The organism is Streptomyces phytophilus (assembly GCF_013870535.1).
Lineage (GTDB): Bacteria > Actinomycetota > Actinomycetes > Streptomycetales > Streptomycetaceae > Streptomyces > Streptomyces phytophilus.
Window position 1 is genome coordinate 1 of sequence record NZ_JACBXC010000083.1, and the last position, 11,408, is coordinate 11,408.

The 11,408-nt window shown below is 72.0% G+C and carries 13 protein-coding genes; 8 read left to right on the forward strand and 5 right to left on the reverse strand.

Annotation, left to right across the window (positions count from 1 at the left end):
- The 3 genes from H5J30_RS07500 to H5J30_RS07515 form a co-directional block, all read left to right on the forward strand.
- A partial coding sequence (locus H5J30_RS07500) for an N-acetylmuramoyl-L-alanine amidase (protein WP_181786372.1) occupies positions 1–469 on the forward strand: 469 nt, incomplete at its 5' end.
- A 367-nt stretch (positions 470–836) separates the two neighbouring features.
- Positions 837–1,583: a hypothetical protein gene (locus H5J30_RS07510; RefSeq protein WP_181786373.1), complete on the forward strand. Its 747-nt coding sequence runs from the start codon at positions 837–839 to the stop codon at positions 1,581–1,583.
- A 119-nt stretch (positions 1,584–1,702) separates the two neighbouring features.
- Positions 1,703–3,094 (forward strand): serine/threonine-protein kinase, encoded by a 1,392-nt coding sequence (locus H5J30_RS07515; protein ID WP_181786374.1) that lies wholly within the window; start codon positions 1,703–1,705, stop codon positions 3,092–3,094.
- Between the two features lie 18 nt (positions 3,095–3,112).
- Here the strand turns inward: H5J30_RS07515 and H5J30_RS07520 are convergent, their stop codons facing one another.
- The 3 genes from H5J30_RS07520 to H5J30_RS07530 all read right to left on the reverse strand — a co-directional run bounded on the left by H5J30_RS07520 (position 3,113) and on the right by H5J30_RS07530 (position 4,503).
- Positions 3,113–3,787 carry a formylglycine-generating enzyme family protein gene (locus H5J30_RS07520; protein WP_181786375.1) on the reverse strand — a complete coding sequence of 225 codons (675 nt, stop codon included), beginning with the start codon at positions 3,785–3,787 and terminating at the stop codon, positions 3,113–3,115.
- Positions 3,788–3,835: 48 nt separating this feature from the next.
- Entirely contained in the window at positions 3,836–4,042 is a 207-nt protein-coding gene (locus tag H5J30_RS36535) for a hypothetical protein (RefSeq protein ID WP_258563169.1), read from the reverse strand.
- Positions 4,043–4,272: 230 nt separating this feature from the next.
- Entirely contained in the window at positions 4,273–4,503 is a 231-nt protein-coding gene (locus H5J30_RS07530; protein WP_181786384.1) for a hypothetical protein, read from the reverse strand.
- Positions 4,504–4,622: 119 nt separating this feature from the next.
- Between H5J30_RS07530 and H5J30_RS07535 the strand changes: the two genes are divergently transcribed.
- Both H5J30_RS07535 and H5J30_RS07540 read left to right on the forward strand, forming a co-directional pair.
- Entirely contained in the window at positions 4,623–5,453 is an 831-nt protein-coding gene (locus tag H5J30_RS07535; RefSeq protein ID WP_181786377.1) for a helix-turn-helix domain-containing protein, read from the forward strand.
- Positions 5,450–5,698, forward strand: coding sequence for a DUF397 domain-containing protein (locus H5J30_RS07540; RefSeq protein ID WP_181786378.1), 249 nt, complete (start codon positions 5,450–5,452; stop codon positions 5,696–5,698). The genes H5J30_RS07535 and H5J30_RS07540 overlap by 4 nt, the downstream gene beginning before the upstream one ends.
- A 254-nt stretch (positions 5,699–5,952) precedes the next feature.
- Here H5J30_RS07540 and H5J30_RS07545 read toward each other — a convergent pair whose 3' ends face one another.
- A complete protein-coding gene (locus H5J30_RS07545) occupies positions 5,953–7,209 on the reverse strand; it encodes an SIR2 family protein (protein ID WP_181786379.1) in 1,257 nt (418 codons plus the stop codon).
- Positions 7,210–7,443: 234 nt separating this feature from the next.
- Between H5J30_RS07545 and H5J30_RS07550 the strand changes: the two genes are divergently transcribed.
- The 3 genes from H5J30_RS07550 to H5J30_RS07560 all read left to right on the forward strand — a co-directional run bounded on the left by H5J30_RS07550 (position 7,444) and on the right by H5J30_RS07560 (position 10,751).
- Entirely contained in the window at positions 7,444–8,742 is a 1,299-nt protein-coding gene (locus H5J30_RS07550; protein WP_181786380.1) for a helix-turn-helix domain-containing protein, read from the forward strand.
- Positions 8,743–8,808: 66 nt separating this feature from the next.
- Entirely contained in the window at positions 8,809–9,654 is an 846-nt protein-coding gene (locus H5J30_RS07555; RefSeq protein ID WP_181786381.1) for an SDR family oxidoreductase, read from the forward strand.
- 194 nt (positions 9,655–9,848) lie between these two features.
- Positions 9,849–10,751: a TIGR03619 family F420-dependent LLM class oxidoreductase gene (locus tag H5J30_RS07560; protein ID WP_181786382.1), complete on the forward strand. Its 903-nt coding sequence runs from the start codon at positions 9,849–9,851 to the stop codon at positions 10,749–10,751.
- 25 nt (positions 10,752–10,776) lie between these two features.
- Here H5J30_RS07560 and H5J30_RS07565 read toward each other — a convergent pair.
- Positions 10,777–11,408: RNase H family protein (locus H5J30_RS07565; protein ID WP_181786383.1), on the reverse strand; the 632-nt coding region annotated here is incomplete at its 5' end.

The window sequence follows — 11,408 nt, forward strand, 5'->3', positions numbered from 1 at the left end:
CGCCAACTACCGCACGGCCCGCCGCCCGCACAGCCACGCCGTGGACCGCGTGGTCGTCCACGTCACGCAGGAGGACTTCGAGGACACCGTGGCCGCCTTCCGGGACCCCGGGCGGCAGGTCTCGGCCCACTACCTGGTCCGCTCGGCGGACGGCCGGATCGGCCAGTGCGTACGGGAGAAGGACATCGCCCGGCACACCGGAGACCCCGGGCACGACGAGCGCAGCATCGCCGTCGAGCACGAGGGCCGGGGCCACGACCCCCGCTGGTTCACGGAGGAGATGTACGCCTCGTCCGCGGCGCTCACCGCCGCCGTGTGCGCGCGCTTCGGGATCCCGCCGGACCGCGCGCACATCCTGGGCCACGCCGAGGTACCGGGCACCCTCCACACCGACCCGGGCGCCAACTGGGACTGGGACCGCTATCTCACGCTGGTACGGGCCGGCCTGGCGGCACGCCGGGGTCCGTGAGGACCGGGCCGCGGCGTACGCCGCGGTCAGGCGATCCTCAACCGAGCGACCGCGCCGCGTCGTCGATGAGCCGGGCCACCGCCTCGGGCTTCGAGACCGTCACCGCGTGGCTGGCGTCGAGCGTCACCGTACGGGCCTGCGCGCGGTCCGTCGGCTTCCGGCGACACCCGTGAAACTAGCGCACAATTACCTTGTGTACAAGTTACTTGAGGGCGAGTCGCGCGCGGAGGGGCGCGCCCGTGCGCCGCGCGCGCCCCTGGCGTTTTGGCGGTACGTGACTCCGCATGTAGCGTGTGCGGCTTCTCCGGCCCGGCCCTTGGTCAACTCGCCGGCGAGGCACAGCAGTCGAGGATGATCGAAGGTCGAAATGAAGTACGTCATACGTGGGCGCCGGGTCGCCGTCGCGGCGGCGGGCGCGGCGGCGCTGCTCGCGCTGACCGCCTGCGGCAGCGACGACGACGGCGGGAGCGAAGCGGGCGACGGCCCCGCGCAGGCGGACGCCGTGGAGGCCATGCGCTCCGCCACGTCCGTGCACGCGGTCGGCGAGATGATCGTGGTCGCCGACCCCGCCCAGGTCGACGTGCAGGCGGACAAGCAGGGCAACTGCGTCGGCAGCGCCGACATGGGCGAGAAGGGCGCCGTCGAGTTCGTCATGCGGGGCGACACCTCGTGGTTGAAGCCGGACGCCGCCTACCTGGAGTCCGAGATGATGTACGACGCCGAGATGATCGCCGAGGTCGAGGGCTCGTACCTGGAGCAGTCGAAGTCCGACGTCCAGACGGCCCTCGCGGACCTGTGCAAGCTGGGCACGTACGTCGAACAGACCGACAGCGTCGTCTCGTTCAGCCCGGAGATGACGCAGAAGGAGAAGACGCGGCACGAGGGCGTCGCGGTCGTGCCGTACGTGAACGAGGACCCCTCGACCAGCGACGGCGCCAGCATGAAGATCGCCGCCAAGGGCAAGCCGTACCCGGTGACCATCACCGACCCGGAGGGCGCGGAAGTCGACCTGGCCTTCTCGGCGTTCGGCAAGCCCGTCGAGGTGGAGGCGCCGGCCGCGGAGTCGGTGCTGACGGAGGAGCAGCTCTCGGACATCCGGCTGGAGCAGATGTAGCGGGCGGCGGCGCCGCCCGTTCGCGAGACGGCGGCGGTACGGGTCGGGGGGCCCGTACCGTCGCCGTCGGCCGTCCGGCCGCCCGCCGGCCGTCGCCGATCAGTGCCTACGATGGTGACATGGCTGGGGCGAGCGGTCTGCTGATCGCGGGCCGGTACCGGTTGGACCGACCGGTGGGGCAGGGTGGCATGGGCCGGGTCTGGAGCGCGCGCGACGAGCTGCTCGACAGACGCGTCGCCGTCAAGGAGATCCTCTTCGACGCCGACGTCGCGGACAGGCAGCGGGAGAAGCAGCTGCGCCGCATGATCGGCGAGGCCCGCGCGGCGGCCCGCCTCAACCACCCCGGCATCACCACGGTGTACGACGTCGTCGAGCACGACGGCGCCCCGGTGATCGTCATGGAGTTCGTCGCCGGCCGCTCCCTCGCCGCCGTACTGCGCGAACGCACGCGGCTGCCGGTGCCGCGGGTGGCCGAGATCGGCGTCCAGGTCCTCGACGCCCTCACCGAGGCGCACGCCGCGGGCGTCGTCCACCGCGACCTCAAACCGGACAACATCATGGTGACCGACCGCCGGGCGATCATCACCGACTTCGGCATCGCCGCCATCGCCGACGCGGCGGCCGGCCCCGAGGGGACCGCGGGCCTGACGACCACCGGCGGCATGCTGGGCACACCCGCGTACGCCTCCCCCGAGCAGATGAGCGGCGAGCCGGCGACCGCCGCCTCCGACATGTGGTCCTTCGGCGCCACCCTCTACGCGGCCGTGGAAGGCCGCCTCCCCTTCCACGGCGCGGACCTGTGGACCCTGCGCCAGGCCATCTGCGAATCCGACCCGGCACCCTTCCACCACGCCGGCGCGCTCGCCCCGGTCCTCACGGCACTGCTGGCCAAGAACCCCTCGTCCCGCGCGACCCTCGCCGCCGCCGCGGCGGAACTCCGCGGCCACACCCCCGCGGCACCCCCGCCCCAGCCCCCGGGCCACAAACCCCGCCGCTGGGGCAAACTCCTCCCCGCCCGCCGCCCGACAACCGCCCCGGCACCCGCCCCGCCGCCCGCGTACGCCCCGGAAGCACCCCCGACGCGGGCATTGCGGGCGGACCCGGTGGAGGAGCTGGAACGTACGGCACGGGAACGGCTCCACGGCCAGGTGGAGGTGCACCTGGGCCTCCTCGCCGTCATCGCCGCGGCACCCCCGTCGGACGCGGACCTGCTGACGGGCCTGAAGAACCTCAAGGACACCCACACCCACCGGGTGGGCCGCATCCTGGAGGACGAGGCCCACAAGCTGCTCCGGTTACGCGACCTGGAGGACGAGGCGTCCCGCCAGGCCATGGAGCCCTACGCCACCCACCACGACGAATGGCTCGCCGCCCGCCGCCACGCGCTCACGGCCCTCGACGAGACGCTGGGGCTGTCGGAGTCGCTGCTGACGGGCGAGAGCCCGCGGGACGCCCTGCTGGTGGCGGTCGCGGCGTTCAGAGCCCACATGCTCGCCCTGCAGTCCGACTGAGCGTCGGTGAGACGCGCGTCAGTCCGCCACGGACCGCGCGAGGCGAAAGCCCACGTCCTCGACCCGGAAGGTCGGGTGGCTGCGGCGGCGCACCGAGGCCCGGCAACTCCAGTGCTCATCGAACCAGCCACCCCCGCGCAGCACCCGGTACGTGCCGTAGACCTCGGGATCGTAGAAATCCCAGCACCACTCCCAGGAATTGCCGAGCATGTCGTAAAGGCCCCACGGGTTGGGCTGCTTTCGGCCCACCTCATGAATCCGCTCATCCGAGTTGCCCCGATACCAGGCGATCTCGTCCAGCGGCCCGTAACGCGGCCCCGTCGTACCGGCACGGCAGGCGTACTCCCACTCCGCTTCGGTCGGCAGCCGGTACCCGCCGGCCGCTGCGTCCCACTCGACGCTCTCCCCGTCGGCGTCGAAGCGATAGGCCGACGCGAACCCGTCCTGGCGGGACAGCCCGTTGCAGAACCGGACCGCGTCCCACCAGGAAACCCCCTCGACAGGCAACCGACTCCCCTGGGCGCTGCTCGGCCGCCGACCGGTGACCTCCCAGTAGAGCGCCTGGGTGACCGGGTACACCGCCATCCGGAAGGGCGCGAGTCCGACCACCCAACTACGCTGCGTCCGCCGGTCCGACAGCGTGACGTGCCCCGGCGGGACGGCGATCATCCCGTGATCTGCGCTGACGTCCATGAACAGGCGATCTTACGTCCCGTCCGGCCTGCGGCCCGGGGTACCCGTTCACAGGTAGAGCTGCGTCTCGCAGTCCCGGCAGTGGGTCTTGCCGCCGCGCTTCCCGGTCCGCAGGTGGGCGCAGCCCTCCGGGGAGTGCCGGGGTAACGCGGCGAGGTACCGCGCGTCGGGCAGGTGGGCGGGGAGGGTGAGCGTCGCGTAGCGGGCGGCGCGGTGGCCGCGGCGGTCGCGGCCGTGGGCCTGCATACGCACCATGTGGTCCAACTCCGCGATACACGCCCCGCAGGCGTACATCTCACCCCCCGCCCCGGGCGTGACCACCGACCCCACCCACAACACCGCCACCCCCTCCCGCCGACAGAACAACCAACACACCCCCGGCACCCACGCGTTCCCGTCCCCGGCCCGCGCCACGGCCGGCCACGCGTCCCGCCACGGCCGCTCCGCGGCGGGCAGGAACCCGTTGTGGTCGGGCCGGTCCGGGGTCATCCCGCCGCCCGGGGCCGAAGCGCGGCGGCGAGCGCGCGGGCGGTGGCGATGTTGCAGCGCCCGAGGTCGATCAGCCCGAGCGGCGCGGCCCCCGTACACGAAACGGGATCGAGCCCCAGGGAGGGCAACACCACCCCGACGGCTCCGAGCGCCTCCCGAAGCTCGTCACACGCCTCCCCGGCCTGCGTAACCCGGTCGGGTGTCTGGTCCTTGCTCCGCGTCGCCATTTCTTCGCTCCTTCCGGTGCCGGTAATGATGTTCTCCGTGTCCAGCATCACCTGCGCGACGTACTCTCAACAGGCCGGTTCGATTTCCAGGGCACGTGGAAAGAAGGTGAATTGAACGAATGACCGAGCAATTACCGGAACTCCATGGGGAGCCCGGGAACGGACTTGAGTGGTTCGGGCGCGAGGTGGCAGCGGCCCTGGCGCACAAGGGCGCCAACCAGCGTCAACTGGCCGACGCGACGGGATACAAGGAGCCGTACGTGTCCAAGGTGAAGAGCGGCAAGGCGCGGGCGTCGATGCACTTCGCCAAGGGGTGCGACCGGTTCTTCGAAACGTCCGGCTACTTCGCCCGCCTGCTGGTCCGGGTGAGCGAGCGCGGACACCCCGGCTGGTTTGTGCCGTACATCAACCTGGAGAAGCAGGCCAGTCGGATTGAGAACTATTCCAACGCCCTGATCATGGGCATGCTTCAGACCGCGGACTACGCGGAGGCCACGTTCCGGGCCACGCACCCGCGCGAGGCCGACGAGCAGATCAGGGCCAGGGTCGAGGCCAGGTTGGTCCGTCGCGAGATCATGGAGCGCGACGCGCCGCCGCTGCTGTGGGCGATCTTGCAGGAATCGACGCTGCGTACGGAGGTCGGCGGCCGGGCTGTCATGGCCGACCAGCTCCGACACCTTGCCTCCGACGCGGGAAACCCTCACATCACGCTTCAAGTTCTGCGCTTCAACGCGGGTGCCCCCGCGTCGTCCCTGCCGTTTATCCTGCTAACACCAGCCGACGGGGCGACAGTCCTGTACTCGGAGAGCCGAGGGCAGGGGCACGTGACGGACTCCGCTGCGGCGGTGGACAGCGCGCGCACGACGTACGACCGTCTGCGGGCTTGCGCACGTGACCCGGACGAGTCCTTGGCTCTGATTCGAGAGATCGCGGAGGAGTACGCCACATGAGCAGCACGCGGTGGGTCAAGAGCACGTACAGCGGCGGCGAGGGCGGTAACTGCATCGAGGTGGCGTGGGTCAAGAGCACGTACAGCGGCGGCGAAGGCGGCGAGTGCCTCGAATGGGCGCCGGAACACGCCCGTACCACCGGTGAGTTCCTGGTCCGCGACAGCAAGGACCCCCACGGCCCCCACCTCACCCTCACCCGTGACGGCTTCGCCGCACTCGTGGAGTTCGCCAAGCGTCACGGCTGATCCACTTTCCCTGCTCCGGAGGAGTACGTCCGCGCCCGGCGGTCCCGCTCGTCATAGCCGGGGCGGGCCCGGGCGGGGCCGCCCCGGTCGAAGAGGGAACGGCACCTGGCCGCATACATCAGCAAGATCAAGACGCCACGTTGATGATCTGCAAGCCCTCAGCGGTGCACCGGCAAGGGAGGGGTCACGGCGCGGAGTTCGCCGCCGCGGTGTTCTCGCGGGTCGCGCGCTCGTAGCCGAGGCCGCCGCGCGGGTCAGGCGGCGGTCACGTGCGGGCTGGTGACGCCGAGGTGCTGGCACAGGCGTCGCAGCGCGGGGGTGGCTTCGTCGCGGACGACGGTGTCCCCCTCGCGGGCGCCTTCGATCGGGTAGTGCTTGAAGTTGCCGTTCTCCGTCAGGCCCTCGGGGTCGACGTAGAAGATGCGCATGCCGCGGGCGCGGGCGCGGGCTTGGACGGCGCGCCGGTCGGCGTGCAGACCGGCGACCAGCAGGGCTTTGGCGTCGTCGAGGAGCGGCACGGGCGGGATCTTCTGGTCGTAGCGGCGGACGAACACCTCGGGCAGCCCGGCTCGCGCGGCGAGAGTGTCGAAGTTGTGCGTGATGACGGGGCCGACCATCGCGCCGGAGTCGTGGAGGGCCTTGAGGGCGTGGTGGCCCTCGGTGGGCTCGGCGGTGAAGCAGGCGCGGAACATGCGCGTCAGGTCCCCGGCCTTGCCCGTGGTGTCGAGGAGGAGTTCCTTGACGAGCGTGTCGGCCTGCGGGGTGAGGGTGAAGCGGTGCGCCTGGGTGGGGGTGTTGTTGCGCCGGTCGGTGACGCGGTAGACCTCGTGCAGGTAGTGCAGCGGCGGGATCCCGGCTTCGATGCTCGTGCCGCAGCCGACCTCCACCTGGAACGGCAGGAAGTCGAGCAGGCCCGCGCCCGCGAGGTCGTCGGCGTAGGCGGGGGTGCCGCGCTGCTCCTTGACGCGCATGCCGCCGGCGAGCACGTCCCAGGGCAGGTTCCGCAGGGTCCGCGGCGGGGCGTGGAACGATTCGGACGTCAAGCGCACGTCGAGGGTGCGGAATCCGCGCGGGGTGGCGCGGTCTGCCCGCTCGTCCTGCGGGTGTCTGTCATGATCGGTCACCGTGGCCATGAGGTCGCCGCGGTGCCAGGCGCCCGACTCCGGCCGCCAGCGGCCCTCCCCGAGCCACCGGCGAATGTCCGTGGCGTACGCGGCGATCTCGTCGGCGGGTGCCGTGACCGAGGTGTACAGGTAGACCTCGGCCAGCACGAGCCTGGGCACCGGGTGCGTCCAGTCCAGGTCGTAGTGGTAGCGGTAGTGCACGATGCGGCGGCGGCCGGCGGCGTCCTGGCTCCAGCCGGACTGCTCGGCGTTGGCCGGGTCCTGGGTGCGCCGCCAGATCCCTTCCTCGATGCTGCGGGGCCGCTCGTGCCTGCCGACGAAGTGGGTCTTCCAGGTGTTCACCTGCTCGTCGGTCAGGTGGTCGATCACCGGGTGGGGGAGGTACATGAGGGTCGTCTCCCTTCGTCGTGTTCCTGAAGACCAGAGCACCACCGGCGAGACCCGGGCGGTGATCGGTTGTCAGCACGTGCACGCCGCGTGCGGAATCTGCACACGAGGTTTGCGGCGGTGCACCAGGAGGGGAAAGCACTGGGCGCGGGCGCCCGCACACCGCGCCGACCTGGGCGCGGTGACCTGCGCGCGCACCGTCGAGACACCCAGCGCTGTGCTCGGGAGGGGCGGATGCTCACAGGGACAGGTATCTGGGCCTCGCCCGAGGCGCGTGAGCTGATCCAGCGTCGTGACGCCGGCGGTCTGGTGCGCCTGGGGCGGCAGCATCGCGGCTGGCGGCAGACGGACCTGGGAGCCCGCATCGGCTGCTCGGCGAGCACGGTCTCCCGCCTGGAGGCGAACAAACGCGTCCTCGACCTGGAGCTGTTACGGGCCGCGGCCGGGGCGGTGAGCGTGCCGTCACCCGTCCTGGCCGCCGCCTGCGGGTTCGCCACCCCTTCGACGCCCGCCCGCACTACAGTGTCGCCGGACGCTCCGCGCGACACCCAGGAGGAGCCGATGCACCGCCGCACGCTGCTCACCGCCGCAGGCGCGGCCATCCCCGCCTCGCTGCTCGGGCCGGTCGACGACGCGCTGGCCTTCACCCCGCCGCCGTCCGGCGACGGCGCCCCGCTCGACACTCGCCTCGCGCTCGCCCGCGCCCAGTTCGACGCCGGCCGCCACGTCGCCCTCCTGCCCCGGTTCCCCGGCCTGCTCGGCGATGCTCACCAGGCCGCGGCCCGGACCCGCTCCGAGCTGGACTACGCCCGCCTCTCCGCGTGCTACAGCCTGGAATCGCAGGTGCTGTCGAAGATCGGCCGGTACGACACCGCGCGGATCACCGCCGACCGCGCGGCCACCTACGCCTCCCTGTCGGGCTCACCGATCGCCGCCGCGGCGGCGGCCCGCGAACTCGCCGTCGTCCTACGGCACCAGGACCAGACCCCCCGCGCAAGGCAGCTTGTCCTCGACGCCGCCGCCAACGTCGAGGCCACCGGACTCACCAAGCCCGCGCAGGCCGCGGCGTACGCGCAGATGCTCTGCACCACGGCGTACAACGCGGCGCACGCCGACGACCGCGGCCAGGCACTCGCGATGATCACCGAGGCGAGGAGAGCCGCCCGCGGGCTGCCGGCCATGCCGCCGCCCGGAAGGCTGTTTCCCGTTTCCCCCGCCCAGGTCGAGCTGTACGCCGTGGGTGTGCACTGGGCTCTCGGCGACCCGGGCGCAGCACTCGACGCCGGAGGCAAGCTGCGGCCCGGGATGTTCCCCACCCCGGAGCGCACCGCCCGCATGCACACCGACCGAGCCCGAGCACACTGGATGGCCGGCCAGCCGGAGGAGACCGCCGGGGAACTGCTCGCCGCGGCATCTGCCAGCCGCGCCGAGGTACGCGATCGGCCCTCCATCCGACGCATCGCAGACGACCTCGTCGTGCACCACCCGCGCACAGCGGGCGCGCAGGACTTGCCCCTCGCCCTGGCCCGCTGACAACTCCCCCCCAGAAACCGGCCAGTAGCCCTGCACCTCCCGATACCCGGCATAGCGTGTCGGGCTATGACAACGTTGATCATCGGCGCCAGCGGCTTCCTCGGCGGAGAACTCGCACGGCAGGCGACAGCCACCGGGCACACCGTCACCGGCACCTTCACGACCGCCCCCGGGCCCCTCCCGGAGATCCAGTGGCTCCCGCTCGACGTCCGCAATCGAGACGACATCACCGTCGTGCTCGACAAGGTGCAGCCACGACTGGTGATCAACGCAGCCGCCCGGCGAGGCGACTGGGCGGCGACCGCCGAAGGTCCAGGTCGGCTCGCGATGGCTGCCGCCGACCGAGGTGTCCGGCTGCTGCATGTGTCGAGTGATGCGGTGTTCTCCGGCGTACAGACCGTCTACGACGAGGCCGCGACACCGGATCCGATCACGTCGTACGGCGCCGCGAAGGCCGCGGCCGAGACCGCGGTCCGTCTGGTGAGCCCCGCCGCCCTCGTCATCCGGACCTCGCTGATCATCGGCGACGGCACTTCCAAGCACGAGAAGCTCGTCCACGATGTCTCTGCCGGACGAGCGCCCGGGCCCCTGTTCACCGACGACATCCGCCGCCCGGTGCACGTCTCGGATCTCGCCGCCGCGATTCTGGAACTCGCGTCCTCCGCGCAGTCCGGCATCCGTCACGTCGCCGGCGAAGACGCTGTTAGCCGACACGAACTCGGGCTCCTGATCGCGCGCCGCGACGGCCTCGACGCCGCGGCTCTTCCCGCCGGCCGACGGACCGCCACCGGTGCTTCCGACGCACAGGACATCCGCCTGGACAGCAGCGCCACCCAGAGCGCACTCCGGACCCGCCTGCGTGGAGCACGCGAGTTCCTGTCCCCGGCGACCGGGACGGGCACACTCCGCTGAACTGCCGCCCCTTGGGTGGCCTTCCCGCCCGGGGGCGAGTTGCTCCCGGGTGTGGCGATCAGCGAAGAGGACGAGGACCGTCTGCAACACGTTGATGATCTGCAAGCCCCTAGGCTGGCTGTCGCTCGAACACGACCAAGCCGGGGCGCCGCCGCACTGTGCCGCCCCGGCGGCAAGCGCAGGTGAGGGGCGCCATGAAGATAGGTTTCGCACTCCCGCAGTTCCATCGGCAGGCTTTCGGTATCGCCGGGACCTCCGCGTTCGCCTCCGCGATCGAGGAGGCCGGCGGGGCCAGTCTCTGGGTGGGGGACCGCAATCTCGCCGCGGTGGATCCCGTGGTGGGGTACGGGGGGCGGGGGAAGACCATTCCGGCGGAGTTGAATCCCGCCGCCGATCCGTTCGTGCTGCTCGGGGTCGCGGCTGCCGCGACGAGCCAGGTGCTGCTCGGTTCGCACGTACTGATCGCCCCGCTGTATCCGCCCGTGCAGCTGGCGCGGTCGCTGACGACGATCGACCTGATCAGCGAGGGACGCCTGCTTCCCGGGTTCGGGATCGGCTGGTCGCCGGAGGAGTACCAGGCCGCCGGGCTGAACTTCAGCCGCCGGGGCGCGCGGATGGACGAGTTGCTGGATGCCCTCGACGTCATCTGGACCACCGACCCGGCGCAGTACGAGGGCGACCAGCTCTCCGTGCCCGAGCATCACTCGCCGCTGAAGCCCGCGCGGCGGCCGCGGCCGCCGTTCTATCTGGGCGCACTGTCCGAGCGGGCCATGCACCGGGTCGCCCGGCGCGGTGACGGCTGGCTGCCGGTGGTGATCGTGCCGAGTTTCGTCGACGTGGACAGCCTCCTCGCCCAGCGTGCGCTGCTGGACGAGCTGGCCCGGCAGGGCGGCCGCGATCCCGGCGCCATCGACACGGTTCTGCGGGTGAACATCGAGGCGGGTACGAGTACGGAGACGGTCGCCGACGCCGTCAAGGATGTCCACGAGCGGACCGGGATCGACCACTTCATGATCGATTCGATGTACGACGTGGAGACCGTCGAGGGCTCCGTGGAGCACGCCCGGAAGATCCTCGAACTCGTCGCGAAGGGCTGAGCCGACGCCGCCGCGGCGGCGGCCGTCACGCCTCGACGCACTCCACGTGGCCCCAGCCGGTGCCGTTCTTCACGATCGTCGTACCCGCCGCGTAGGACTTGCCGCACCGGCAGCGGCCCGCGTACCTGGCCTTCAGCGTCCCGCCGCCCGGCTTGCCCCCGGCCTTGCCGCCCGCCTTGCCCGCCGTGCGGCGCTTCGGCGCCGCGACCCGCGCCGGGGTGTCCTCCGCCGTCGGGAGGGGGGAGCCGTGGGCTGTGCCCGCGGGGTTCTGGGTACGGGCCGACTCGGCGGCGGCCGCGTCGGCGGCGGCGTTGTAGGGGTCGCCGTCGACCTGGTGCGCGCGGACGTGCACGAGGCGGACGTCGCGGCCCGTGAGGCGGTCGTCGATGCTGCGTACCAGCTCCTGGTTGGCCACCGGCTTGCCCGCCGCCGTCTTCCAGCCGCGCCGCCGCCAGCCCGGCAGCCAGTCGGTGACCGCCTGCATCGCGTACGTGGAGTCCATCCGCACCTCCAGCGGCACGGCGGGGTCCGTCGATTCCAGGAGCCGCAGCAGGGCGGTCAGTTCGGCGATGTTGTTGGTCGCCTTGCCCAGCGGGCCGGCCTCCCAGCGCGCGACCGCGCCGTCCGGACCGGCCACCACCCACGCCCACGCGGCCG